Genomic DNA, 23040 nt, shown 5'->3' on the forward strand with positions numbered 1-23040 from the left:
TGAACCGAAGGGCCGGCAGGGCGATATGGGGGGTATCATGCAATACCTCCTCGCCCTTCTCGTCCCTCCCCTCGCCATCCTGTTCGCCGGCAAGCCGTTCCAGGCCGTGTTCAACGGACTGCTTTGGATAGGCGGGCTGCTGTTCATCCTGCTGCCCTTCGTCGCCGGGCAGGCGGCCTGGGGCATCGCGGTGATCTGGGCGCTGGCCGTGGTGCATGGCCGCCGCAGCGAGGCGCGCGACCGCCAGTTGATCGAGCAGGCGCTGCGCCGGCGCGGTTAGGGCATTTTCAAGCCTTGCGGCTTCGCAAGGCGATCCAGAAAATGCGTTGAGACAATTGCCTAAGCCGCTGCCAGCACCCGCCGCGCCTCCGCCGCGTCCGCCGCGATCGCCGCCTTTAGCGCCTCGAGGCCGGCGAAGGTCGCGTCCGGCCGCAAGAAGCGCACCAGCCGCACGCCGATTTCCTGATCGTACAGGTCGCCGGTGTAGTCGAAGATATGGGTTTCCAGCCGCGTGACCGGGTCTCCGCCGAGGGTCGGGCGGCGGCCGACATTGGCGACACCCTCCACCACCCGTCCGTCCGGCAGCGCCACCCGCACGGCATAGACGCCGCGCGCCGGCTCCAGATGCCGGCCGAGCAGGATGTTGGCGGTGGGCCAGCCCAGTTCGCGCCCCAGCTTGTCGCCGTGGAACACCACGCCGCGCACTTCCCAATCCCGGCCGAGTTCGGCCGCGGCACGGTCCGGGTAGCCATCCTGCAATGCCCGGCGGATGCGGGTGGAGGAGACCGGCCCACCCTCATCCACCACCGGCGGCACCACCGTCAGGCCGATGCCGCGGGCCTCCGCCTGCTGCGCCAGGAAGCCCACATCGCCGCCGCGGCGGTGACCGAAGGCGAAGTTGGTGCCGCAGGCCAGGTGCCGGGCGCCGATCGCCTGGTGCAGCACTTGTTCCACGAAGGCCTCGGCCGGCATGGCGGCCAGCCGCGCATCGAAGGGCAGGGCGAAGACCGTCTGCACGCCCAGCGCCCCCAGCGCCCGCGCCTTTTCTGGCAACAGGGTCAGGCGGAAGGGCGGGTCCTCGGGCCGGAAATGCTCCCGCGGATGCGGCTCAAAGGTCAGGGTGGCGAGCGGCAGGTCCGGCCTTGCGGCATGCGCCGCACGCAGCACCGCCACATGGCCGCGATGCACGCCGTCGAAATTGCCCAGCGCCACGGTGGCGCCGCGGGCCGCGGCCGGCACCGCGTGCCAATCCTGGATGATCTCGGGCATCACGCCTGGTCGGGCCGCAGCCAGGGCTGGGTGCCGGGGGGCGGGGCGAAGCCGGCCAGCTTGTCCAGCGCCTCGCCCACCGTCGCCGCGCGCATGGCCAGCGGCCGCTGCTGTTCCCGCACGAAGCCTTCCCGCTGCATGAAGTCCAGCACGTCGAGGAAGGGGGTCCAGAAGCCGGACACGTCCAGGAAGACCACGCCCTTGGCCTGGATGCCGAGCTGCGCCCAGGTCAGCGCCTCCACCGCTTCCTCCAGCGTGCCGAAGCCGCCGGGCAGCACGATGAAGCCGCCCGAGAGCTCCGCCATCTTCGCCTTGCGCTCATGCATCGTGTCCACGACATGCATCTCGACGCCGCCGCCATGGCCGACTTCGCGCTTCAGCAGGCCGTGCGGAATCACGCCGATCACCTCCGCGCCCGCATTCAGCGCGGCGTCGGCGACGATGCCCATCAGGCCCACGGCGCCGCCGCCATAGACCAGGCCGATGCCACGCCGGCCCACCTCCCGCCCCAGCTCCCGCGCTGCCTCGGCATAGTCTTCCCGGGCACCGACCATGGAGCCGCAGAACACGCATACCCGCTTCGGTCTCGTCACGAATTGGCCCTCATGCTGCGCCGCCGCATGGCTGCGTTAGCCGGGGCAGGTTGGATCGACAAGGCCGGGGCGGTTTGCGAGAACCGGTCCGCCTCATTGCAGATGGATTTCACCATGCCCGCCACAACCCTCGGCACTTCCGAACGCCTGCTGGAGGAACTGCGCCTCTGGGTGGAGCAGGAAACGCCGACCACGGACCCTCTGGCGGTGAATGCGCTGATCGACCGCTGCGAGGCGGAGCTTGCCGCGGTGGGCGGCGATATCACCCGCATCCCCGGCCGCGACGGCTTCGGCGACACGCTGATCTGCCGCACGCCGGGCGTGGCCGGCAGCAATCTGGCGCCGGTCATGGTCTCCGGCCACCTCGACACGGTGTGGGACCACGGCACGCTGGCCGGGCCGATGCCGTTCCGGGTGGAGGGCGACAAGGCCTATGGCCCGGGCATCTACGACATGAAGGCCGGCTCCTTCATGGCCTTCCATTCGGTGCGCGAGATCCTGCGCCAGAAGATCCCGACGAAGCGCCCGATCGTGCTGCTGCTGACGCCTGATGAGGAAGTCGGCAGCCCGACCAGCCGCGACATCATCGAGAACACCGCTCGTGGCGCGCGCGCCGTGCTGATCCCGGAACCGGCCGGCGCCGGCGGCGCCTGCGTCACCGCGCGCAAGGGTGTGGGCCGCTTCGTGGTGAAGGTGCGCGGCGTCTCGGCGCATGCCGGCGGCAATTGGGCGGAGGGCCGCAGCGCCGTCGTCGCCCTGTCCCGCCTGGTGCTGCGGCTTCACGAGCTGACGGACCTTTCCGCCGGCATCACCACCAATGTCGCACCGGTCTTCGGCGGCACCCGCCCCAACGTCATCCCGCCCGAGGCCGGCGCCGAGGTCGATCTGCGCGTGCCGTCCATCGCGGAAGGCGAGCGGCTGGAGAAGCTGATTTTGGGACTTGCCGGCGAGCAGGACGGCATTGTCGTCAGCATCACCGGCGGCATGAACCGACCGCCCTTCGCGGAGAATGGGGAAATCGTGGCGCTGTATGAGCAGGCGAAGGGCCTGGCGGCGGCGGCGGGCTATACGCTGCCGAAGCAGCATCGCGGTGGCGGCTCGGACGGCAATTTCACCGCGGCACTCGGCATCCCGACGCTGGACGGCCTCGGCTGCTCAGGCGCGGGTGCCCACGCGCCGCATGAGCACATCATCTGGACCGACCTCGCTGCCCGCTGCGCGACTTTGTGCGGGTTGCTGGAGGAGATCGACTGAGCACCTTCCCCCTCTACGCCCTGGCGGCGCTGGCCGAAATTGCCGGCTGCTTCGCCGCCTGGGCGGTGCTGCGGGATGGGCGCAGCGCCTGGTGGCTGCTGCCGGGCCTCGCCTGCCTGGCCTTCTTCGCCTGGGCGCTGACGCGGATCGATACGCCCTTCGCCGGGCGAGCCTTCGCCGCCTATGGCGGGGTCTATATCGCCGCCTCGCTGGGCTGGATGTGGGCGGTGGAGGGCGCGCGGCCGGATCGCTTCGATCTGCTGGGTATGCTCCTATGTCTGGGCGGCGCCGGGGTCATCCTGCTGGCGCCGCGGGGTTAGGAGAACGCCATGCCGAAAGCCTTGATCGTCGGTGCCGGGCCGGGCTTTTCCGCCAGCCTCGCGCGCCTTCTGGCGGCGGAGGGCTACACCGTGGCGCTGGCGGCGCGGGATACCGACAAGCTGGCCGCGCTCGCTGCCGAGACCGGCGCCAGCCTGCATCGCTGCGACGCCAGCGACCCCGCCCAGGTCGCGGCCTTGTTCGCCCAGCCGGCGGCGGCGGAGGCGGAGGTGGTGTCCTACAACGCCTCATTCCGCGTGCGTGGTCCCACGGTGGAGCTGGCGCCGGAGGATGTGCGCCGCACCCTGGAAGTCTGCGCCTTCGGCGCCTTCCTGGTGGCACAGCAGGCGGCCGCCCAGATGCTGCCGCGTGGCACGGGCACCATCCTGCTGACCGGCGCCTCTGCCGGGGTGAAAGGCTATGCCCGCTCCGCCCCCTTCGCCATGGGGAAATTCGCGCTGCGCGGCCTCGGCCAGGCGCTGGCGCGGGAGCTGCATCCGCAGGGGGTGCATGTGGTGCATATCGTGGTGGATGGCGGCATCCGCAGCGAACGCCGGCCGGAGACGGGGCAGGACACGCTGCTGGACCCGGATGCCATCGCCACCGCCGCACTCGCCGCCATCCGCCAGCCCCGCAGCGCCTGGTCCGCCGAGATCGAGCTGCGGCCCTGGGTCGAGACTTTCTGAGGGAAACGCCAATGCACAACGATGCCCAGGGCAATGCGATGACCGTTGCCTCCGTCGAGGCGGCGCGGGCCTTCGACCATGCGATCGAGGGGTTTCTGAAGTACCGCTTTGATACCGGCCTGCGGCTCAAGGCGTTTCTCACCGCCGATTCCACGGCGCCGTTGGGCCAGGTGATGGCGGGCAGCTTCGCGATGCTGGCCTATGACCGCGCGCTGCTTGGCCGCGCCGCCGGGTCGCTCGCCAAGGCGCAGGCGCTGCCGGCCAATGCGCGGGAACGCGCGCATATGGCGGCACTGTCGGCCTGGATCGACGGCACGCCGGAGAAGGCGCTGTCGATCTGGGAACAGATCGTGGCGGAGCATCCGCGCGACCTGCTCGCCTTCCGCCTGCACCATTTCTGCGCCTTCTGGATGGGCGCGCCGGAACGCATGGTGACGCTGGTGGAACAGGTGATGCCGCATTGGTCGGACAGCACCGCCGGTTATGGCAGCGTGCTCGCCTGCCGCTGCTTCGCGCATGAGGAAACCGGCAGCTACACCATCGCCGAACATGCCGGGCGGGACGCCGTGGCGCTGGACCGTGCCGACCTCTGGGCCGCGCATGGCGTGGCGCATGTGCTGGAGATGCAGGGCCGCCGGACCGAAGGGTTGGACTGGATCGCGGCGCTGGAACCCAACTGGGACGGCGGCAACAACCTGATGCACCATCTCTGGTGGCATCAGGCGATGTTCATGGCGGAGCAGCGCGATTTCGACGGCGTGCTGCGGCTGTACGACACGCGCTTTCGTAACCGCGAATCCAAGGTCCATCTGGCGCAGCCGGACCTCTACATCGATGTGCAGAACGCGGCCTCCATGCTGTTCCGCCTGCAACTGCGCGGCATCGCCGTGGGCGATCGGTGGGAGGAACTGGCGGAGAAGGCGGAGGCGCGCATCGGCGATACGCTCTCGGCCTTCACCCAGCCGCATTGGATGATGGCGCTCGCCGCCGGGGGCCGGCGTGACGCCGCCGCGCGGCAGCTTGCGGCGCTGGAGGAGGCTGCGCGTGGCAACACGCACCACGCCCGCATCCTGCGCGACGCCGCCCTGCCGGCAACGCGTGCCGTGGCGCTGCACGCGGAAGGCCGCCACGCCGAGGTCTGCGACACGCTGCGTCCGGCGCTGGGCGACCTGCACCGCCTCGGCGGCAGCCACGCGCAGCAGGATGTGCTGGAACAGATTTTCGTGGATTCCGCCATGAAGGCGGGTCGCCAGGCGGACGCGCGGCTGGCGCTGGAACGCGCCGCCGCCAAATCCCCAGTGCCGCCGGCACGCCGCGTCGGTTTCGCCGAAGCGGCGCTGGCCGTCGCCTACTGACCGGCCAGGGCGCGGGCGAACACCGGCACAGCGTCCAACAAATCCTGCGCGCGGACGCATTCGCGCGGCGTATGCGCCATGGCGATGTCGCCCGGGCCGAGCACCACGCAGGGCGCCAGCACCTGCAACTCGCTGGCATCCGTGCCGTAGGGGGCGGTGCGCGGCGCGTGGTTGGTCAGCCGCGTGGCGCGGGCGATGAAGGGGTGGTCGGCCGGCAGCTCGGGCGGAAAACCCTCCATCTGTTCGGTCAGGTCGATCCCGGCATCCCGCGCCGCCTGCCGCACGGCCTGCAGGATGGGCTTCGGGTCCACCTTGGCGCTGTAGCGGAATTTTATCTGTGCGGTGGCCTTCGCGACCGTCACGTTCATGGCGGTGCCGTGGTTGTCGAGGATCAGGTTGAAGTCGGAAAACGGCGGGTCGTAATCCGCATCCTGTAGCGCCGGGTTGCTGCGAAGCTCGTCATGCACCGCGCGCATCGCCACCAGGAAGGGCAGCAGCTTCCAATTCGCATTCGTGCCCTTGCCGGTGGAGGAATGCGCCTGCACCCCATGCGCCGTCGCGGTGAAGGCGATGTGGCTGCGATGGCCGCGCACCGGCACCAGCCCGGTCGGCTCCACCACGAAGATGCCCGCCAGGTTCAGCGACTTCGCCAGCACGCTGTCCCGCGCGATGCGCCGCGCGCCTTCCTTGGTGGTTTCCTCGTCGGTGGTGATCAGCAGCGTCGCCGGCACATCCGCCGGCGCGTTCTGGGCGGCGATGATGGCGGCCGCCACCTGCCCCTTCATGTCCACGCTACCGAGGCCGTGCAGCAGCCCCGCCTCATCCAGCCGCGGCGCCCAGGGATCACTCTCCCACCCCGTCGCCGGCACCGTGTCCATATGCCCGGACAGCGCATAGCCACCCTTCGGCCCCTTATGCGCCACCAGCGCCCGCTTTGGCACACCGTTGGCATCCGTGTAGTCCAGCCGTTCCACCTCAAATCCGAACAACTCCTGCTCGATGCGGTCGGCGACCGGCAGGTTGGAGAGGGTGGATCGGCTGTCGATCGCGATGAGGTCGGCTGCCAGGCGCAGCACAGGGTCATGAAGGCTCATGCCTGCCAGGGTCGCTTGCCCGCGCCGGGCGGGCAAGGGAGGATGCGCGCATGAACGCGCAAAGCTACCTCGACCCCCGCAGCGGCCGCACCTGGCCGCTTGATACCCCCCGCTGGTGCGGCGACGACCGGGCGCCCCTGCTGCTGACCCTGCGGCAGGGCCTGTCCCGCCACGAGATCGATACCGGCACCCGCAGCATCTGGCGCTACGCCGCGGCCCTGCCCTGGATGCCCAAGGCGCCGATCAGCATGGGGGAGGGCTGCACGCCGCTGGTGGAACGCAAGCTGCCCGGCGGCACGGCGCTGCTGAAATGCGAGTGGTTCATGCCCACCGGCAGCTTCAAGGACCGCGGTGCGAGCGTCATGCTGTCCCTGCTGCGCGACCAGGGCATCTCCGCCGTGCTGGAGGATAGTTCCGGCAATGGCGGCGCCGCCGTTTCCGCCTATGCGGCGGCGGGTGGCTTGGCCGCCACCATCTTCGTCCCCGCCAGCACCAGCCCGGCCAAGACGGTGCAATCCCGCGCGGCGGGTGCGACCATCGAACTCATCCCCGGCTCGCGCCAGGATTGCGCTGATGCGGCGCTGGCGAAATCGGACGAGCTTTTCTACGCCAGCCACAATTGGCAGCCCTTCTTCCTGGAAGGCACCAAGACCCTCGCCTACGAACTCTGGGAGGATTTCGGCTTCAAGGTCCCGGACAACGTCATCGTCCCCTGCGGCGCCGGCTCCAATGTCCTCGGCTGCTGGCTGGGCTTTTCCGAACTTTTGCGGGCGGGCCAGATCGAAAAGCTTCCGAAGATCTGGGCGGCACAACCGGTGAATTGCGGCCCCATCGCACGCGCCGCCCTCGGCCTGCCGGCGGTCGAAGCCCAGCCGACCATCGCGGAGGGCACCGCCATCGCCCAGCCGATTCGCCTGCCCGAGTGCCTCACCGCCCTGCGCGAGTCCCATGGCGGCGCCGTGCTGCTGGAGGAGGCGGAGATCGCCGAGGCCGCACTCGCCTTGGCCCGCACCGGCCTCTATGTCGAGCCCACCTGCGCCCAGGCCGCCGCCGCCTTCTCCAAGCTCCGCGCCAAGGGCCGGATTGCGGAGCGAGAAACCACGGTGGTGGTGCTCACCGGCACCGGCCTCAAATCCACGCCGCGCTATGCCGAAATGCTGGGAGTCGCCATCTGATGTCGCTGGACCATCTGCCGACCCCCTGCCTGCTGCTCGACCTGCCGACGCTCAAGCGCAACATCGCCCGCATGGCGGATGCCATCGCCCGCCATCCCGGCGTGGTGCTGCGGCCGCATATGAAGACCGCGAAATCGGCTGCGGTGGCCGAACTGGTCGCCCCCGGAGGCGGTCCCATCACCGTCTCCACCCTGGCCGAGGCGCGCTACTTCGCCACCCATGGTTTTCGCGACCAGATCTATGCGGTCGGCATCACGCCGGCGAAGCTGGATGCCGTGGCCGCGCTGAACGCGGATGGCGCCGAGGTGCGGATCATCACGGATGACCTGGAAACCGCCCAGGCCATCGCCGCCCATCCCGGCCGCCTGCCGACACTGATCGAGGTGGATATCGGCGAGGGCCGCGCCGGCGTGGCGCCGGACAGCGACGCGCTGCTGGAGATCGGCGCCGCGCTCGGCCCGAAGCTGGCCGGCGTTCTTTCCCATTCCGGTCATTCCTATGCCGGCCGCAGCGAGGCCGCGATGGCGGAGCTTGCCGAGATCGAGCGCGCCGGCATCGTCCTGGCCGCGGCGCGGCTGCGGGAGGCGGGCCATGCGGTGCCGGTCGTCTCGGCCGGCGCCTCCCCCACCGCGCTCTATGCCGCGCATCTGGAGGGCGTCACGGAAATGCGCGCCGGCGTCTACATGATGGGCGACCTGTTGCAGGCACAGCTCGGCGTGCATCCGCTGGAGGATATCGCGGTCACGGTGCTGACCAGCGTCACCGGCCGCTACCCCGCCCGCAACGCCGTGCTGGTCGATGCCGGGGCGCTGGCGCTGTCCAAGGACCGCAGCACGGAGGCCGCGCCGCGCGACTGGAAGTTCGGCCGTGTGCTGGATGTAGCGGGCCAGCCCAGCCTCGGCGATGCCATGGTGGTGCGGGTGCACCAGGAGCATGGCGAGGTCCGCGCCGCGGAAGGCGGCACGCTGGATCTGGATCGGTTGAAGGTCGGCACCCGGCTGCGCGTGGCGCCCAACCATGTCTGCCTGACCGCCGCGGCGCATCCGCACTACCATGTGCTGGACGAGGCCGGCCGCGTGGTGGCGGTGTGGGACCGGGTCAATTTCTGGTAACGATATCGAAGTGTTGCAGTTCTTGTGCGGGCGCGTGACAGCGCGGATGCTGGGCCATGATGGTCCAGATGTCCCGCCGGAGCGCCCTGTTGCTCCCCGCCGTGCTCCTCCGTCCGGCACATGCCGACCAGCCGGTGCCGCCCTTCCCCCAATGGGTCGGCCGCACCGCGCGGCTGCGTAGCCCGGCCGGTGACGCGCGCCTGCTGCTGCAGGCCGATGGCACCGGCCTGCTCGCCGTGCGCGCGCTTTTCCGATGCCGGCCGCTGCCGGTGCTGTCCTGGCGCATGGCGCCCAATGGACGGGAACTGACCTACAGCCGCCAGGCCGCCATTTCCGCCAGCCGCGTGGTCGAAGGTACCGCCCGTATCGAGCCGGGCAGCAACGGCCTGATCTGGACCGAGGCGCAGGAACAGCGCGCACGATTCGACGGCTTTGAGGCGCCGGAAGCCGCGGGAAGCTGCCTGTAGGTCGACTGCGCAAATCTGTACCTGGATTAGTCACGACGAGTCCCGATCCAGGCGCAAGCCACTGATTTTGCTGGGTAACGCAAAGAATGCTGATATCGTGAATTTTTCTGCGAGGAAATCCTTTTTCGGCCACCCTGATGGCGTCAGCCCGCTCTGGTACAACCCAAGCGCGTTATTCGGGCTAGGCATCGCCCGATAGCCTCGGGCCGGGCAGCGCCCACGCTGAAGCGCCGTCCGTCCCACAACCCTGTTGTGCATTCCGCAGCCAGACCGTTACTGTGGCACGCGGCCTGCTGGGACCGCGTCGGGCGCCATCGGTCGCGACGCCCTGTCATCGGGGGAAACGGGTCATGAGCGGCTTGATCATTTGCTGGGTATGCGGCCAGGAGGTCGTCGCCCCGGCGGAGCGGGCGACTGGCAAGCATTTCAAATGCTTCTCGATCTCAAGGTCGGAGCCGAGCACCCATGGCACCACCGACGGCCCGGTTTGGCAGTATGATGGCGGCAAGGACTCCGCCATTGCCTTCAAGCTGATGGGCCATCTGCGCACCTACCCCCTGTCGGCTGATGAGCGGAAGTTCCTCTGGCGAATCGCGGGTTCCGACGCCCGGCCGTCGCGGTCGCCCTGCGGCACCCGCGGCAGCTACCATCACGACAGCACCGGCGCGTCGTACAGCACGAGGAGCTTCACGTCGGTGTTCTTCGATGTGGAGCCGTCGGAACGGAACTGGATCCTCATCTTCGGCCTGGGCAGCCATGTCGATGGCGGCACCGCGCGCTACAGGGTCAAATGGGATACCGGCACGACCACGACCTTCGACTTGGGTGTCGCCAAAGACCGCTGAGCCGGCCTGGACCGACCAGGCCGGGAGAGGGTCGATCGTGGTCTTGGCGCCAGCCACAGAGGCGCCCTCTTCAGATCCGGCGGCATCACCTGCCAAGCCGAGAAGCGTGAAGGCCCGGCGCTAATTCGCGAACCCAGTCAAAATGTCTTGGCTGTAATGCTAACGCATGTCGCCTCTTGCCGCTGTTCTTGCAAATGCGGCCACCTCCGCAATTCTCGTCACCCTTTTGAGTGCGGTGTTCCTGGTGGTTGCCGTCCTCGGACCCTTCGGCCTGGTACTGCTTGGCCTGCTGATCCTCGTGGTGTGTGTGCGGGTGCAGCTTGGCGAATTGGCGCCGGCCTGGGCGACTTCGGCGACGCCCCCACGCCTCGATCGTCGTGACCCGCCGGAACGCCAGGCGTCGGTGCTGGCGCAGCGGGCGGAGCGGGAGGGCCAGCTCTGCTTCTACCGGCGCACCGAGCTGGGGCTGCTGGCGGCGAGGTATTCTCGGCACCGCGGCAACACGGCGGCACAGAGGCGGTCAGCGCCGGTCCGGATAATCCCGGGCCGGGCGTGGCTTGAAGGCGGGCAGCGACCAGCCGCGCCAGATCGCGGCGCCGCGGATGCCGAAGCCGAGTGCGATGCCCGCAACCAGCGCCACATCGCGCGGCAGCAGCGCCAGGCGCAGCGCCACATAGGCCAGCGCGGCCGCCGCTGCGGCGGTGATGTAGATTTCCTTGCGCAGGATCAGCGGCAGCTCATCGCAGACCACGTCGCGGATGATGCCGCCAGCGGTCGCCGTCACGGTACCGAGCAGCACCGCTGCCCAGGGCTGCGCCCCGGCGATCAGCGCAATCTCCGCCCCGAGCACGGCGAACAGCGCCATGCCCAGCGCATCCGCCCAGAGCAGCGCCTTGAAACGGCTTTCCACGCGGTGCGCGAAGAAGAACACCAGCAGCGCGGCGGCGGCGGCAGTCGCCGGCACTTCCGGCTGATTGAGCCAGAACACCGGCGTGCGTCCCAGCAGCAAATCCCGCACCGTGCCGCCGCCGAAGCCGGTGATCATGCCGATCAGCACGAAACCCACCACGTCCAGCTGCTTGCGGCTGGCGACCAGCGCGCCGGAGGCGGCGAAGACGGCGATGCCCAGCAGGTCCAGGACCTGCAGCGCGCTGTCCAGCCCGCCCAATTATTCCGCCGGCACGGCAAAGGGCCGCGCGCGCCGCGCCGCATTGCTGGCGCGGCCCATGCACAGCAGCGACCCCACCAGCAGCAGCGCCGCCAGCGGCAAAACGAGCGAGGCGTAGCCGTAGTCGATTAGCAGCCCCACCGGCACCGGCGTGATGGCCCCGCCCAGCGGCAGGCCGGCGGAGACGAAGCCGAACACCTTGCCCATCTGCCCCGGCGGAATCGCATCCTTCAGCATCACGTCGCGCGGCGTGCGGGAGGAGCCCATGGCCAGCCCCGCCGCGCCCGCGACCACCGGCTGCATCCAATGCGGCATCGGCAACACGCCCAGCGCCAGCAGCAGCAGCGCCGCCAGCAGGGTCAGCACCAGGATGAAGGCAAGATGCTTCTTCGAGCGGTCCGCGAACCAGCCGCCCACCAGCGTGCCGCCGGTCGCCCCCACCATGTAGCCGGTCAGCGCGAAGGACGCGATCGCGACGGGGGTGCCCCACATCTCCATCAGCACGGTGATGGAGAAGGCCTGGATCACCGTGCCGGCCATGGCCGACAGCAGGAAGAAGCCGAAGAACAGCAGAATGGGCCGGGACAGCAGCAACTCCCGCCCGCCTGGCCCGCCGGTGGCCTTCTTCGGCTTGGCCTGGTCGCGCAGGATGCGGCTCTGCCATAGGATCGCCAGCACCACGGGAATGCCGATCAGCCCGAGCAGCAGCAGCGCCTGCCGCCAGCCCATCACCAGCAGCAGGCCCGCCACAACCGGCGGCCCGGCGGCGAAGCCGAGATTGCCGGTGAAGGTGTGCATGGCGAAGGCGCGGCCGATGCGGCTCGGGTGGATCGACCCGCCGAGAATCGCGTAATCCGCCGGGTGGATCACCGAATTGCCGACACCCGAGAGCAGCGCCAGCAGCAGGATGGCCCAGTAGCCGGGGGCGAAGGCCATGGCGGCGATGGATAGCGCCATCAGCAGCACGCCGCCCACCAGGAAGGGGCGTGCGCCGTGCTTGTCCACCAGGAAGCCCACCGGGGTCTGCAACGCCGCCGTCACCGCCGCCATCAGCGCCACGGCCAGGCCCAGCTCGGCGAAGGTCACGCCGAATTCGTCGCGCCACACCAGGAACAGCGGCGGCAGGCACAGCATGTAGAAATGGCTGAGGAAATGCCCGGTGCCGATCAGCGCCAGGATGCGGCCATCCTGGCCAGGGGGTGGCGCATCCGTATCCGGGGCGGTGGTGGCTGCCATGCCGCGCGGGCTCCTCTCGGCTGGGCTGAAACTGCGCCCGGCCCGGCCCTGCGGTCAATCCGGCCTCAGCTCGGCCAGATCCAGAGCAGGTAGCCGGCATACAGCGCCAGCAGCAGCCCGCCCTCCCGCCGCCCGATGCGCCATCCGCTGCGCGCCAGCACCAGCAGCAGCAGGGCCACGCCCAACATCACGAACATGTCGAAGCCCGCGATCTCCGGCGGCACCGCGGTCGGCGCGATCAGCGCCGTGACGCCGCCAATGCCCAGCACATTGTAGATGTTGGAGCCCAGCACATTGCCCAGCGCCACATCCGCATGCCGCCGCACCGCCGCGACGAGGGAGGTGACAAGCTCCGGCATCGAGGTGCCGACGGCCACGATGGTCAGGCCGATCACGCTCTCGGACACGCCGAGGCCGCGGGCCAGGGCCGTGGCCCCCTCCACCAGGAAGCCGCCGCCGGCCACCACCAGCGCCAGCCCCACCACCACGAAGCCGATCGAGGCCGGCACGCCGCGCCAGAAACCGCCGGGTGGGTGCTCCGCGTGCTGGGCGAGGCCGCCCGGGTGCACCTCCTCCAGCGCCTGCGCCTTCTCAAAGGCAGCGGTGTGGTCCCCTGTGCTCGCGCTCTCCTGCCGCCAGGCATAGACGAGGTAGCTGGTCAGCCCGAGCAGGAAGGCGACCCCCACCACCCGGTCCAGCGTCCAGAACAGCCCCACCGCCAGCAGCGCCGCCGCCGCAACCGCTCCCACCACGCCATCCCGCCTCAGCGCCGCGGAGGGCACGACGATGGGGAAGACCAGCGCCGACAGGCCCAGAATCAGCAGGATATTGGCGATGTTGGAGCCGACGATGTTGCCCAGCGCGATGCCCGGCGACCCGGCCAGCGAGGCCTGCACACTGGTCACCAGCTCCGGCGTCGAGGTGCCGAAGCCGACCAGGGTCAGCCCGATCATCAGCGGCGAAACGCCAAGCCGCTCCGCGATCCGCACCGCGCCGCGCACGAAGAACTCGCCCCCCAGCACCAGCATGCCGAGGCCGAGCAGGATCAGCAGCGGCGTGCTCATGCAGGCTTCCGGCGCCACACCTGCCACAGGGCCGTGAAGCCGCCGATGGCCACCAGGGCCGTCGCGACGCGGGACGCGGTGGCCGGCCCGGCCTCCCCGGACAGCAGCGCCGGTATCTGCGAAAGCGCGGAGCCGCCGCCGAACATGGCGAGCGCGCAGATGAGGAAGCCGGTCACCAGCGCCGGGCCGCGCCGCTGCCAGGCGGCGAGGATGGCCAGCGCCCCGAGCCCCGCGGGAATCAGCGCCGTCCAATGCACCGGCGGCGCCGGCAGGAAGTAGCCGGCCAGGCCGATGACCAGCAGCAGCGCGCCAAGAATCCGCAGCGTGCGGCCGGGATGGGAGGTGGTGGTCATGTCGAATCCCTTTGGCGTCATGCGGCGAAGCCGCGTGGACGGTTCGACATCACGCTGGCCGCTCCTGTGAGCGGCGCGGCGCCAGAGGGTCCCGAACCAGAGCGTAAATGGCTCGGCGCATCCCGCTTTCAAGCGCCCCGCAGCAGCCCCACCGCATCTACCACGGCCCGGTCCGCAAAGACCTGCGGCGGCAGCGCGCGGAAGGCGGCATGCGGCACCAGGATGGCCAGGATATCCGCCTGCACCAGCGCCGCCTCGATGCCGACCAGCGCCACGTCCGGCCGCCCGGCCAGGGATGGCGGCAAGGCGGGCAGCAACGGGTCGCAGCACAGCAGCCGCAGCGTGCCGTCGCGGGACAGATCCTCGGCGATCGCCAGCGCCGGGCTGGCGCGCAGATCCTCCACATCCGCCTTGTAGGTCAGGCCGAGGCAGGCGATGGCGGGGCGCGTCATGCATGCCGCCAGTGCCCGGATGCGTGCGGCCACCTGGCCAGGCTTCGCCCCGTTCACCCCACGCGCGGCGTGGATCAGGGCGGATCGGTCGGGTGCGGCCTCGGCCAGGAACCAGGGGTCCACCGCGATGCAATGCCCGCCGACGCCGGCGCCGGGTTGCAGGATGGCGACGCGGGGGTGGCGATTGGCCAGCGTGATGGCGGCCCAGGGGTCCACCTCCACTGCCTCGCAGATCGCGGCCAATTCGTTGGCGAAGGCGATGTTCACGTCGCGAAAGGCGTTCTCCGCCAGTTTTGCGAGTTCCGCCGTGCGGCAATCCGTGATCCAGCATTGCCCTGTGACGAAGCCGGCATAGACCGCGCGGGCCAGCTCGGCGCAAGCGGGGGTCAGGCCGCCGATGATGCGGTCATTCGCCACCAACTCCCGCAGCATGGACCCCGGCAGCACGCGTTCCGGGCAATGCGCCAGATGCACGCAGCCGGGTGGCGCCGGCTTGCCTCGGCGGGGCAGCGCCAAATCCGGCCTTGCGGTGGCCAACCTGGCCGCCAGCGCCTCCGTCGTGCCGACCGGGCAGGTGGATTCCAGGATGACCAGGTTGCCCGGGCGCAGCAGGGGCGCGATCGCATCCGTGGCGGCCTCCACGCAGGACAGGTCGGCGCGGTTGCCGGGGCCGAGCGGCGTCGGCACGGCGATGACGAAGACCTCCGCCGGGGCGGGCACCGCCTGCGCCATCAGCCGCCCGGTGGTCAGCGCCGCGGCCAGCAGCATGTCGAGGTCCGGTTCGCGGAAATGCGCCTGGCCGGCCTGCACCGCGGCGACCACGCGCGGGTCGGTGTCGCAGCCCACCACCTGATGCCCGCGGCTGGCCAGCATCGCCGCGGCCGGCAGCCCGATATAGCCCAAACCCATCACGCAGAGGCGATGCACCTAGATCTGGTCCACCTTGTCCTGATGGGACGGAGAGGCACCAACCGGCTCCGCCCCGCCTGCGAAGGCCCTGGCCTCCCACCACTGCGCCACCGCCTCCGCAATCCGGTCCGCCGCGCGACCATCGCCATAGGGGAAGATCGGCCGGGCCATTTCCGCCAGCCGGTCCGGCTGGTCCAGCAGGGCATTGGCGGCGGCGAGGATCACGCTGGTGGCCGTGCCGGTGACCAGCGCGGCGCCGGCCGAAACCACCTCCGGCCGTTCGGTCACCTCCCGCAGGATCAGCACCGGCAGGCCGAGGGCGGGCGCTTCCTCCTGCATGCCGCCGCTGTCGGTCAGCAGCAGGCAGGCGGCGCGCATCAGGGCGACGCTGTCGCAATAGGGCAGGGGGCCCAGCAGATGCACGCCCGGCACCGCACCGAGCCGCGCCGTCACCGCATCCCGCACGCCCGGATTGGGGTGCAGCGGCCAGACGACCTCGACATCGCCGCGCGCCGCAAGCGCCGCCACCGCATCGGCGATCCGCAGCAGCGGCGCGCCCCAATTTTCCCGCCGATGCGCCGTGACCAGCACCATGCGCCGGCCGGGGCGAATCTCCACCGGCACCTTGCCGGTGCGGCGCGCACCGAACAGCGCGTCGATCCCGGTATTGCCGGTGACCAGCACCTGGCCGCTGCCATACTCCACCCGCAGATTGGCCGCCGCCGCGGCGGTGGGCGCGAAGCGCAGCGCCGCCAGGGCATCGATCGCGACGCGGTGGAATTCCTCGGGCCAGGGGTTGTCCAGGTCGCCGGAGCGCAGCCCGGCCTCGACATGGCCGACCGGCACGCCCGCCTGATGCGCGGCCAGTGCCGCGGCGAAGGCGCTGACCGTATCGCCCTGCACCAGCACGAGATCCGGCCGCGTCGCGGCAATGGCGCCGGCCATCGCGGTCAGCAGATGGCCGGTCAGCAGCGGCAGGCCCTGGCCGGCGGGCTGGGCGCCGAGGTCGATATCCGCCCGCTCGCCGAATTCGGCCAGCACATCGGCCACCAGCCCGCCATGCTGGCCGGTGGCGCAGGCAAGCGGCCGCAGCCGGGGCTGGCGCCGCAAGGCGGCCAGTACCGGCATCATCTTGATCGCTTCCGGCCGCGTGCCGAAGGCAACGAGGATGCGGCAGCCGTGGGGCGGCTGGGGCATCGCGTTCATGCGGCCTGACCCAGCGTGGCCCCCAGGACCGCCCCCAGCACCGCCACCGGGGGCGCAGCCGGAACGCCGAGGGATTCGCGGATGAAGCCGACCAGCGGTTCCACCACCTGGCTGCGGCGTTCCGGGTCGCCGAATACCGCCATCTCCACCACGCCAAGCTCCGGCAGTCCCGCCACCTCCCGCAGCCCGGCCGGAAAGCCGCTGCGGCCGAGCACCGTCAGGGCGAAGCCGGCCTGCGCGGCGGCGGCCAGCCCCAGCAGGCTGTCGCAGGTGAACACCGTCTCCGAGGCCATCCCGGCGCGGGATAGGGCGCGCAGCGCGCGTTCGCGGAACATGCAGCCTTCCGGCAGCAGCGCCAGCGGCAGCGGGCGGTCCAAGGGGGCCTGCCAATCCGGCGCGGCGGCCCAGACGACGGGCTCCGTCCAGATCGCCACCCCCGCCACTTCCCCGTCGCGGCGCTTGCCGAGCACCAGGTCCAGCCCGCCGGCTTCCTGTTTCACGCGCAATTCGTGGCTGCGCCCGACCTCAACTTCCAGCCGCACATCCGGGTAGGTGCGGGCGAAGCGGGCGAGGATATGGGCCAGGCTGCGCGGCACGAAATGATCCGCGACGCCGAGGCGGAGACGGCCGGCCACCGGCGGTTCCACCATCCGGCGCACGGCTTCGTCGTTGAGCGCCAGCATGCGCCGGGCATGGGCCAGAAGCGTCTCGCCCTCCGCCGTCAACTCGACGCGGCGGCTGGTGCGGCGGAAGACCGGGCGGCGGAGCAGGTCCTCCAGCCGCTTGATCTTCAGGCTGACCGCCGACTGCGTCAGGGACAGGGCGCTGCCGGCCGCGGTGAAGCCGCCGAGTTCGGCGACCAACACGAAGCAGCGCAGCAGGTCGAGATCGAGGTCGGGTCTACGCATGATCCGCCGATGATGGTGAATCACACGTTAACAAGCAACTCCTGGTTGATGAAACCTGCCGGCGGCGCCGTGGGGGCGCGGCGCCGGCAGAATCCAGCCTCAGATGTCCTCGTCGTAGCCGCCGCCATCATCATAGGCGCCGGCATCATCCTGGTAGCCCTGGTCGTCATGGCCCGCGGCGTCCTGACCCGGATCGGTCCAGGGGGAGGAGGTGGGCACCGCTTCCTGGCCGAAACCGCCGGCCCCGGCTGCCGCGTCGGCCGTGGCCGCTTCGGCGCCGCCGCCGCCCAGCGCGCCCATCAGCACATTGCCCAGCATCATGCCGCCGGCGACGCCGACCGCGGTCATCATCGCGGTGCGCATGAAGCCGCCGCTCTGGCCCTGCTGCAGCGCCTGCGGGTTGTGGCCCGGCGGATATTGCGGCTGCGGCTGCGGGCGGGTGCGCATCATCGGGCGCTGCTGCTGCTGCTGGTTGCCGCCGAACATCCCGCCGAACAGGCCGCCGCGCTGCGGCTGCTGTTGCGCCTGGCTCGCCTGGGACTGCGCCTGCTCCAGCTCCCATTCCAGCTGCTGGATGCGGTTCTGCATCTCGACCAGCGCGTGCTCCTGCACGAAGGCGGTCTGGGTCAGGCGGTAGCGCGCCTCCGGGTGGCGGGCGAACAGATCGCCGATCAGCCGGTCGGCCTCGGCGTCCACCGGCGGCAGCGGCTGCGCCGGCTGCTGCTGGCCACCGCCCAGCGCCCCCCAGGGCGAGGCCGGGCGCGCTGGCGCCGCGCCTGCTGCGCCGCTCACCCGCTCGACATAGCCGGTGATGATCCGGCGTTCCTCGTCCGTCATGGTCCCCTGGTCCCTTTGCGGTCATGCGGGGCCGCCGGCCGGGAATGGCCTGTCACGTTACCCGCAATTCATCCGGGCGGGGAATTGGCCCGTCGCGCCGATCATTTCAAGCGGCACCCCTGTGACGTTCAGTGAGCCAGCTGGTCGGGCAGTCCGAGCCGGCGCCATTCGATGACCGGGCAGCGATCCATCACCACCGCAACCCCCGCTTCCCGGGCACGGGCGGCCGCCGCCTCATCCACCACGCCCAGTTGCAGCCAGACCGACTTGGCGCCGAGCCGCACCGCTTCATCCATCACCGCGCCGGCCTCCGCGCTGCGGCGGAACACATCGACCATGTCGAGCGGGCCGGCCTGGTCCAGACCGGGCAGCACCTTCCGGCCATGGATGTCTTGCCCGGCAAGTGTCGGGTTCACCGGCACCGCGTCGTAGCCGCGCGCCAGCAGGAAGCCGAGCACGCCGTGGCTCGCCCGCTCCGGGCGGTTGGAGGCGCCGACCACGGCAATGCGGCGGGTGGTCAGCAGCAGATCGCGGATGCGGTCGTCTTCCGTCACATTCAGAACCTTTCGAGCAGACTGCCGCAGCCCTCCACCTTGTCCGGGATGCCGCGGCTGCGCAGGGCGTGCCAGTAGGTGGCAACGTTGATGGCGATCACGGGTTTGCCGAGCCACAGCTCCGCCATCGCCGCCAGCTTCACCATGGACAGGTTGGTGCCGACCTGGACGATGGCATCCACATCGTCGCCATCGATCTCCTTGATCCCCTGCACGCAGCGCGCCGGCGTCTGCGCCGCGATATCGGTCCAGGAGGAACAGCGGAAGGCGGTGTCCCGCACCACGTCGAAGCCCATATCGCCGAAATAGCGCGCCACCTCGATATTCATCGCCGGCCAGTAGGGGGACATCACCGCCAGGCGCCGGATGCCGCCATAGGCGTTCAGCGCGGCGGTGCAGGCATGGCTGCCGACGCTGATCTTCAGGCCGGACAGATCCTCCACCTCGCGCACGAAGCGGTCGGCGCCGCGGGCGCCGTCGAAGAAGGTGACGGCGGACATGCCCATCACCAGCGCATCCGGCTTGCAGGTCATCACCGACCGCACCGCATCCAGCGTGTTGCGGCCAATCAGTTCGGCACCGGCGCGGAAGGTCTCGTTGGAGACGGCATCGGCATTGGGGGTGAAGATGCGGCTGTAGTGGTTGGTGACGCCGGCCGGTCGCATCATGTCGAAATCCGGCTGCACAACGGTGTTGGTGGACGGCCCCATCACCCCGAACTTGCAGCGCCAGCCGAGCACGTCACCCATTTAGGCCATCCTTCGTCCATCCTGGGTGCAGCCTGCCACAGCGCACGGCAGACGCCAGACCCGCAAGGTTGCAATTCGCCAAGGCTTGCCCTTGCCAGAGGCTGCTTTGCGACGTCTCCTTGCCGTCCAGGAAGGCTTCCGGAGAACAACAATGCACACCCTCCCCACCCTGTCGCGTCGTGCGGCCCTGCTTGGCCTGGGCGCGGCGCTGCCGCTGGCCGGCGCCCGTGCGCAAACCGGCGACTGGCCCAACCGGCCGATCCGCTGGATCAATCCCGGCCCGGCGGGCGGCGCCGGCGACGTGATTTCCCGTCTGGTGGCGGACCGGCTGCAGGGCCGGCTCGGCCAGCCGGTGGTGGTGGACAACCGCCCGGGCGCCGGCACCAATATCGGCATGACCCAGGTCGCCCGCGCGGCGCCGGATGGCTACACGGTGGGCCTGGCCACCATCGCGGCCAATGCCGCGAACAAGTGGCTGTACCGCAACATGCCCTTCGACCCGGAGAAGGATTTCGCCGCCGTCGGGTTGATCGCGCTGGTGCCGAACATCGTGGTGATCCCGCCGAGCGTTCCGGCGCGCAACCTTCAGGAATTCATCACCTGGGCGAAGGCGCAGGGGCGGCCGATCAATTTCGGCTCGGTCGGCGCCGGGTCCTCGCAGCATCTGGCGGGGTCGCAGTTCCAGATCATCACCGGGCTACAATTGCAGCACCTGCCCTACACCAACAGCGGCCAGATGAATTCGGACCTGATCGAGGGCCGCATCGACATGCTGTTCCAGTCCATCTCCGCGGTGACGCAGATGGCGCAGGCCGGGCGCATGCGCCCCATCGCGGTCAGCGGCACCGGGCGGGTTTCCGCCTTCCCGGACCTGCCGACGATGCAGGAACAGGGCATCGACATCACCTCCACCGGCTGGTTCGGGCTGTGCACCCCGGCCGGGGTGCCGGAGCCGATCCTGGCGCGGCTGGATGCCGAATTGCAGGCGATCGTGCAGGACCCGGCCTTCATCGAACGCGTCACCACCGGCGGCGCCATTCCGCGCGCCATGGGCCGCGCCGCCTTCACCACCTACATGGCGGAGGAAAGCGCCAAGTGGCGCGTGGTGATCGAGGCCGTGGGCGCGCGGGTGGACTGAACCCAGAAACCGTTGACCGGAACCTGCGGCCGGCGTCATCGCGCAGGCGTGCTCCACGCACGACACCGGCCGAGGCCGCGAATGCGGCCCGCCGCTTATGCGGCGAGCCAAGCAAAGCGCCGGCGCCTGAGGCGGATCGGTCACGATCCGCGGGATTTGGCGTGAACCGCGATCAGGGCAGCGGCGGGACCAGGTTCCTCGGGCGGTAGGTGATCTCCGCCCCAACCGGGTCCCGGCCGCCCTTCAGCCGCGTCACCGGCAGCCCGTACCGCGCCGCCACGCTGGGGTGCAGGCTTTCGTTGATCGGCTTCAGCGCGCGGCCCTGCGCATCCAGGGGCTGCGCCAGGCTTTCCCAGCGCCCCAGCGCGGGCTGCCTTTCCAGCACCGCGCGATAGCGGGGCGGCAGAAGGCGCGTGAGGGACCAGCGGGATTCATGGTGCGGCGCCACCGGGTCCGGCGCGCCGCCGGTGGCGGGCGGCAGCATGGTGAAGTCCAGCTGCAGCCCCGCCGCCTGCGCTTCCTCTGCCATCCAGAGCAGCGGAATCTCCGCCAGCCGGCGGTTGGTGTAGCCGCCGCCCACATCCGAATGGGCGCCGGCGAACCACATCTGGCGAATGTCGCAGCCGGGCGGCTCCACCCCGGTCCACAGCGTCGGCACGAAGCTGCGCCGCAGCTCTTCGATCGCCAGCGCATGCCGCCCGCGCTGCACGATGCGGGAGGGTTCGGTATCGTGGAACCGGTTCGGCGCGGCGAACAGCCGGTTCCGCATCGTCGCCGGCACCCCAAGCGCCCCCACCGTGTCCCAGACGCCGAGGAAGGCGATCTTCACCTCGGTGTGGCAGTCGGAGCCATGGTTCTCGCAGAAATCCGCCGGGCTGCGGGGGGAGGCGGTCTGGTAGTAGCTCCAGGCCGCGCGGAGATCGGCCAGCCGCTGGCGCTTCAACAGCCCGCAGGACCCGATCAGCCCAGACAGGCTGCGCGCGCTGAAGGCCCCGCGGGAGAAGCCGAACAGGAAGATCTCATCGCCCGGCACGTAGTTCTGCACCAGGAACATGTAGCCGGAGCGGATATTGTCATCGACGCCCTCACCGAAGGCGCCGCCGACCAGCCTTTGCAATGCAATGCCGGTGGTGCCGACGCCGCGCAGATACAGCGTGATCTGCCGGATGCCGTCCTGGCCGCTATTGGCCCGCACGGCGCGGGCCAGCCGCGCCACATTGGTCTCCGACCGCGCCGCATCGGCGCTGTTCCAGGTGCCGTCGAAGCAGACGACCAGCCGCTTCGCCGTCATGCCGATACCCCCCTGGCTATTGCCGCGCCGCGCCCGAGATCTCGACCAGCCGGCGCCAGACCGGGGTTTCCCGCGCGATCAGCGCCGTCATCGCCGCCGGGCTTTCGGAGACCACCGCATCATAGCCGAAAGGCCGCAGCGCGGCGCCGAAGGACGGGTCCTGGCCAACCTGGCGGATCGCCGCGAACAGGCGCTGCACCTCCGCCTCCGGCGTCGCGGCCGGGGCGAGGAGGCTGTTCCAGGACCGGATGTTGATGGAGGCCAGCGCAGGGGTCTCTGCCAGCGCCGGCACATCCGGCAGGAAGGCCAGGCGGCTGCCGGAGCTGACGCCCATCGCCTTCATCCGGCCCGAGGCGATATGCGGCAGCAGCGCCGCCGGCAGGTCCGCCGTGGCCTCCACCGTGCCGGCGATGACATCGATCGCCTGCTGCGCGCCGCCGCGATAGGGCACCGCGGTCATCTCCACCCCCGCCGCGGTGTTGATGGCGGACAGGGTCAGATGCGTCACAGTGCCGATGCCGGCATTGGCGACGCGGACGCCGCCCGGGTTCGCCTTGGCCCAGGCCAGCAGCGCGGCCATATCCGTCCAGCCATGGCGCTGCGCCACATCGGTGCCCACCGCGATCACCACCGCGCTGTCCGAGATCTGGCTGACCGCGCGGAAATCCTTGGTCACGTCGAAGGGCATGGAGGGCTGGATGAAGGGCGCGGCGCAGAGCGTGGCGGCGCCGATGATGCCGATGATGCTGCCATCCGCCGGCCCCTTGGCCACCGCATCGGCACCGATCAGCCCGCCGCCGCCGCTGCGGTTCTCCACCACCACCGACTGGCCATCCAGCAGCGGCGCCAGCCGTTCCGCCAGCAGGCGGCCGAGGCTGTCCACGCCGCCACCAGGCGGGAAGGGCACCACCACGCGCAGCGGACGGCGCGTTTGCGCGAATGCGAGGGATGGCGCGGCGAGGGCGCCGAGCAGGACGGCGCGGCGGGCGAAGCGGGTCATTGATGAA

25 protein-coding genes are annotated in these 23040 nt (G+C 70.4%); 10 read left to right on the top strand and 15 right to left on the bottom strand.

Annotation, left to right across the window (positions count from 1 at the left end; all coding sequences use genetic code 11):
• Positions 1-37: 37 nt before the first annotated feature.
• Entirely contained in the window at positions 38-280 is a 243-nt protein-coding gene (locus ACFHNC_RS21955; RefSeq protein ID WP_437171381.1) for a hypothetical protein, read from the top strand.
• 59 nt (positions 281-339) lie between these two features.
• Here the strand turns inward: ACFHNC_RS21955 and ACFHNC_RS21960 are convergent, their stop codons facing one another.
• Together ACFHNC_RS21960 and ACFHNC_RS21965 are read right to left on the bottom strand one after the other, a co-directional pair.
• Complete coding sequence (locus ACFHNC_RS21960) at positions 340-1269, bottom strand: bifunctional riboflavin kinase/FAD synthetase (RefSeq protein WP_437171382.1); 930 nt, start codon at positions 1267-1269, stop codon at positions 340-342.
• The gene (locus tag ACFHNC_RS21965) at positions 1269-1862 is read right to left on the bottom strand and encodes a TIGR00730 family Rossman fold protein (RefSeq protein ID WP_437171383.1); all 594 of its coding nucleotides are present in this window, start codon (positions 1860-1862) and stop codon (positions 1269-1271) included. Before ACFHNC_RS21965 ends, ACFHNC_RS21960 begins: the two co-directional genes overlap by 1 nt.
• A gap of 114 nt (positions 1863-1976) precedes the next feature.
• Between ACFHNC_RS21965 and ACFHNC_RS21970 the strand changes: the two genes are divergently transcribed.
• From ACFHNC_RS21970 to ACFHNC_RS21985, 4 genes are read left to right on the top strand one after another with little or no spacing between them, the layout of a single operon-like run.
• A complete protein-coding gene (locus ACFHNC_RS21970; RefSeq protein ID WP_437171384.1) occupies positions 1977-3116 on the top strand; it encodes a M20 family metallopeptidase in 1140 nt (379 codons plus the stop codon).
• Positions 3089-3436: a YnfA family protein gene (locus tag ACFHNC_RS21975; RefSeq protein ID WP_437171385.1), complete on the top strand. Its 348-nt coding sequence runs from the start codon at positions 3089-3091 to the stop codon at positions 3434-3436. Before ACFHNC_RS21970 ends, ACFHNC_RS21975 begins: the two co-directional genes overlap by 28 nt.
• A 9-nt stretch (positions 3437-3445) precedes the next feature.
• Complete coding sequence (locus ACFHNC_RS21980; protein WP_437171386.1) at positions 3446-4120, top strand: SDR family NAD(P)-dependent oxidoreductase; 675 nt, start codon at positions 3446-3448, stop codon at positions 4118-4120.
• A gap of 11 nt (positions 4121-4131) precedes the next feature.
• Positions 4132-5475 (top strand): tetratricopeptide repeat protein, encoded by a 1344-nt coding sequence (locus tag ACFHNC_RS21985; RefSeq protein WP_437171387.1) that lies wholly within the window; start codon positions 4132-4134, stop codon positions 5473-5475.
• Here ACFHNC_RS21985 and ACFHNC_RS21990 read toward each other — a convergent pair.
• Entirely contained in the window at positions 5469-6569 is a 1101-nt protein-coding gene (locus ACFHNC_RS21990; RefSeq protein WP_437171388.1) for a M20/M25/M40 family metallo-hydrolase, read from the bottom strand. The genes ACFHNC_RS21985 and ACFHNC_RS21990 overlap by 7 nt on opposite strands.
• Before the next feature lie 50 nt (positions 6570-6619).
• Here ACFHNC_RS21990 and ACFHNC_RS21995 point away from each other — a divergent pair, with 50 nt between their 5' ends.
• The 4 genes from ACFHNC_RS21995 to ACFHNC_RS22010 all read left to right on the top strand — a co-directional run bounded on the left by ACFHNC_RS21995 (position 6620) and on the right by ACFHNC_RS22010 (position 10168).
• On the top strand, positions 6620-7744 hold the full coding sequence (locus ACFHNC_RS21995) for a pyridoxal-phosphate dependent enzyme (RefSeq protein ID WP_437171389.1): 1125 nt from the start codon (positions 6620-6622) through the stop codon (positions 7742-7744).
• Positions 7744-8856: an alanine racemase gene (locus ACFHNC_RS22000; RefSeq protein ID WP_437171390.1), complete on the top strand. Its 1113-nt coding sequence runs from the start codon at positions 7744-7746 to the stop codon at positions 8854-8856. Before ACFHNC_RS21995 ends, ACFHNC_RS22000 begins: the two co-directional genes overlap by 1 nt.
• Positions 8857-8912: 56 nt before the next feature.
• Entirely contained in the window at positions 8913-9323 is a 411-nt protein-coding gene (locus tag ACFHNC_RS22005) for a hypothetical protein (RefSeq protein ID WP_437171391.1), read from the top strand.
• 350 nt (positions 9324-9673) lie between these two features.
• Positions 9674-10168, top strand: a complete 495-nt coding sequence (locus tag ACFHNC_RS22010) for a hypothetical protein (protein ID WP_437171392.1) — start codon at positions 9674-9676, stop codon at positions 10166-10168.
• Positions 10169-10688: 520 nt separating this feature from the next.
• Here the strand turns inward: ACFHNC_RS22010 and ACFHNC_RS22015 are convergent.
• From ACFHNC_RS22015 to ACFHNC_RS22060, 10 genes are all read right to left on the bottom strand, one after another.
• The gene (locus ACFHNC_RS22015) at positions 10689-11336 is read right to left on the bottom strand and encodes a trimeric intracellular cation channel family protein (RefSeq protein WP_437171393.1); all 648 of its coding nucleotides are present in this window, start codon (positions 11334-11336) and stop codon (positions 10689-10691) included.
• Entirely contained in the window at positions 11337-12572 is a 1236-nt protein-coding gene (locus ACFHNC_RS22020) for an MFS transporter (protein ID WP_437171394.1), read from the bottom strand.
• A 65-nt stretch (positions 12573-12637) separates the two neighbouring features.
• Entirely contained in the window at positions 12638-13636 is a 999-nt protein-coding gene (locus ACFHNC_RS22025; protein WP_437171395.1) for a calcium/sodium antiporter, read from the bottom strand.
• A complete protein-coding gene (locus tag ACFHNC_RS22030) occupies positions 13633-13989 on the bottom strand; it encodes a hypothetical protein (protein WP_437171396.1) in 357 nt (118 codons plus the stop codon). The genes ACFHNC_RS22025 and ACFHNC_RS22030 overlap by 4 nt, the downstream gene beginning before the upstream one ends.
• A 128-nt stretch (positions 13990-14117) precedes the next feature.
• Complete coding sequence (wecC, locus tag ACFHNC_RS22035; protein WP_437171397.1) at positions 14118-15368, bottom strand: UDP-N-acetyl-D-mannosamine dehydrogenase; 1251 nt, start codon at positions 15366-15368, stop codon at positions 14118-14120.
• Complete coding sequence (wecB, locus tag ACFHNC_RS22040; RefSeq protein WP_437171398.1) at positions 15369-16547, bottom strand: non-hydrolyzing UDP-N-acetylglucosamine 2-epimerase; 1179 nt, start codon at positions 16545-16547, stop codon at positions 15369-15371. It lies immediately after the preceding gene.
• Positions 16548-16552: 5 nt separating this feature from the next.
• The gene (locus tag ACFHNC_RS22045; RefSeq protein ID WP_437171399.1) at positions 16553-17464 is read right to left on the bottom strand and encodes a LysR substrate-binding domain-containing protein; all 912 of its coding nucleotides are present in this window, start codon (positions 17462-17464) and stop codon (positions 16553-16555) included.
• Between the two features lie 99 nt (positions 17465-17563).
• Positions 17564-18301, bottom strand: coding sequence for a DUF2076 domain-containing protein (locus tag ACFHNC_RS22050; protein ID WP_437171400.1), 738 nt, complete (start codon positions 18299-18301; stop codon positions 17564-17566).
• 128 nt (positions 18302-18429) lie between these two features.
• Positions 18430-18855 (bottom strand): CoA-binding protein, encoded by a 426-nt coding sequence (locus ACFHNC_RS22055; RefSeq protein WP_437171401.1) that lies wholly within the window; start codon positions 18853-18855, stop codon positions 18430-18432.
• A 2-nt stretch (positions 18856-18857) separates the two neighbouring features.
• Entirely contained in the window at positions 18858-19604 is a 747-nt protein-coding gene (locus tag ACFHNC_RS22060) for a maleate cis-trans isomerase family protein (RefSeq protein WP_437171402.1), read from the bottom strand.
• A 151-nt stretch (positions 19605-19755) separates the two neighbouring features.
• Between ACFHNC_RS22060 and ACFHNC_RS22065 the strand changes: the two genes are divergently transcribed.
• Entirely contained in the window at positions 19756-20742 is a 987-nt protein-coding gene (locus tag ACFHNC_RS22065; protein ID WP_437171403.1) for a Bug family tripartite tricarboxylate transporter substrate binding protein, read from the top strand.
• A gap of 172 nt (positions 20743-20914) precedes the next feature.
• Here ACFHNC_RS22065 and ACFHNC_RS22070 read toward each other — a convergent pair whose 3' ends face one another.
• Together ACFHNC_RS22070 and ACFHNC_RS22075 are read right to left on the bottom strand one after the other, a co-directional pair.
• Complete coding sequence (locus ACFHNC_RS22070; protein ID WP_437171404.1) at positions 20915-22033, bottom strand: DUF2235 domain-containing protein; 1119 nt, start codon at positions 22031-22033, stop codon at positions 20915-20917.
• Positions 22034-22049: 16 nt separating this feature from the next.
• Positions 22050-23033: a Bug family tripartite tricarboxylate transporter substrate binding protein gene (locus ACFHNC_RS22075; RefSeq protein ID WP_437171405.1), complete on the bottom strand. Its 984-nt coding sequence runs from the start codon at positions 23031-23033 to the stop codon at positions 22050-22052.
• Between the last annotated feature and the right edge of the window lie 7 nt (positions 23034-23040).

Origin of the sequence: Falsiroseomonas sp. E2-1-a4 (assembly GCF_051433165.1) — a bacterium.
Classification (GTDB): Bacteria; Pseudomonadota; Alphaproteobacteria; order Acetobacterales; family Acetobacteraceae; genus Falsiroseomonas.

Excerpts from the sequence above, each read along its gene's own strand:
- ACFHNC_RS22050 (WP_437171400.1), bottom strand. The coding sequence starts at position 18,301 with ATGACGGACGAGGAACGCCGGATCATCACCGGCTATGTCGAGCGGGTG.
- ACFHNC_RS22065 (WP_437171403.1), top strand. The coding sequence starts at position 19,756 with ATGCACACCCTCCCCACCCTGTCGCGTCGTGCGGCCCTGCTTGGCCTG.
- ACFHNC_RS21995 (WP_437171389.1), top strand. The coding sequence starts at position 6,620 with ATGAACGCGCAAAGCTACCTCGACCCCCGCAGCGGCCGCACCTGGCCG.
- ACFHNC_RS22010 (WP_437171392.1), top strand. The coding sequence starts at position 9,674 with ATGAGCGGCTTGATCATTTGCTGGGTATGCGGCCAGGAGGTCGTCGCC.
- ACFHNC_RS21980 (WP_437171386.1), top strand. The coding sequence starts at position 3,446 with ATGCCGAAAGCCTTGATCGTCGGTGCCGGGCCGGGCTTTTCCGCCAGC.
- ACFHNC_RS21985 (WP_437171387.1), top strand. The coding sequence starts at position 4,132 with ATGCACAACGATGCCCAGGGCAATGCGATGACCGTTGCCTCCGTCGAG.
- ACFHNC_RS21955 (WP_437171381.1), top strand. The coding sequence starts at position 38 with ATGCAATACCTCCTCGCCCTTCTCGTCCCTCCCCTCGCCATCCTGTTC.
- wecB (WP_437171398.1), bottom strand. The coding sequence starts at position 16,547 with ATGCCCCAGCCGCCCCACGGCTGCCGCATCCTCGTTGCCTTCGGCACG.
- ACFHNC_RS22025 (WP_437171395.1), bottom strand. The coding sequence starts at position 13,636 with ATGAGCACGCCGCTGCTGATCCTGCTCGGCCTCGGCATGCTGGTGCTG.
- ACFHNC_RS22070 (WP_437171404.1), bottom strand. The coding sequence starts at position 22,033 with ATGACGGCGAAGCGGCTGGTCGTCTGCTTCGACGGCACCTGGAACAGC.
- ACFHNC_RS21990 (WP_437171388.1), bottom strand. The coding sequence starts at position 6,569 with ATGAGCCTTCATGACCCTGTGCTGCGCCTGGCAGCCGACCTCATCGCG.
- ACFHNC_RS22000 (WP_437171390.1), top strand. The coding sequence starts at position 7,744 with ATGTCGCTGGACCATCTGCCGACCCCCTGCCTGCTGCTCGACCTGCCG.
- ACFHNC_RS22020 (WP_437171394.1), bottom strand. The coding sequence starts at position 12,572 with ATGGCAGCCACCACCGCCCCGGATACGGATGCGCCACCCCCTGGCCAG.
- ACFHNC_RS22075 (WP_437171405.1), bottom strand. The coding sequence starts at position 23,033 with ATGACCCGCTTCGCCCGCCGCGCCGTCCTGCTCGGCGCCCTCGCCGCG.
- ACFHNC_RS21970 (WP_437171384.1), top strand. The coding sequence starts at position 1,977 with ATGCCCGCCACAACCCTCGGCACTTCCGAACGCCTGCTGGAGGAACTG.
- ACFHNC_RS22060 (WP_437171402.1), bottom strand. The coding sequence starts at position 19,604 with ATGGGTGACGTGCTCGGCTGGCGCTGCAAGTTCGGGGTGATGGGGCCG.
- ACFHNC_RS22045 (WP_437171399.1), bottom strand. The coding sequence starts at position 17,464 with ATGCGTAGACCCGACCTCGATCTCGACCTGCTGCGCTGCTTCGTGTTG.
- ACFHNC_RS22005 (WP_437171391.1), top strand. The coding sequence starts at position 8,913 with ATGATGGTCCAGATGTCCCGCCGGAGCGCCCTGTTGCTCCCCGCCGTG.
- ACFHNC_RS22030 (WP_437171396.1), bottom strand. The coding sequence starts at position 13,989 with ATGACCACCACCTCCCATCCCGGCCGCACGCTGCGGATTCTTGGCGCG.
- ACFHNC_RS21960 (WP_437171382.1), bottom strand. The coding sequence starts at position 1,269 with ATGCCCGAGATCATCCAGGATTGGCACGCGGTGCCGGCCGCGGCCCGC.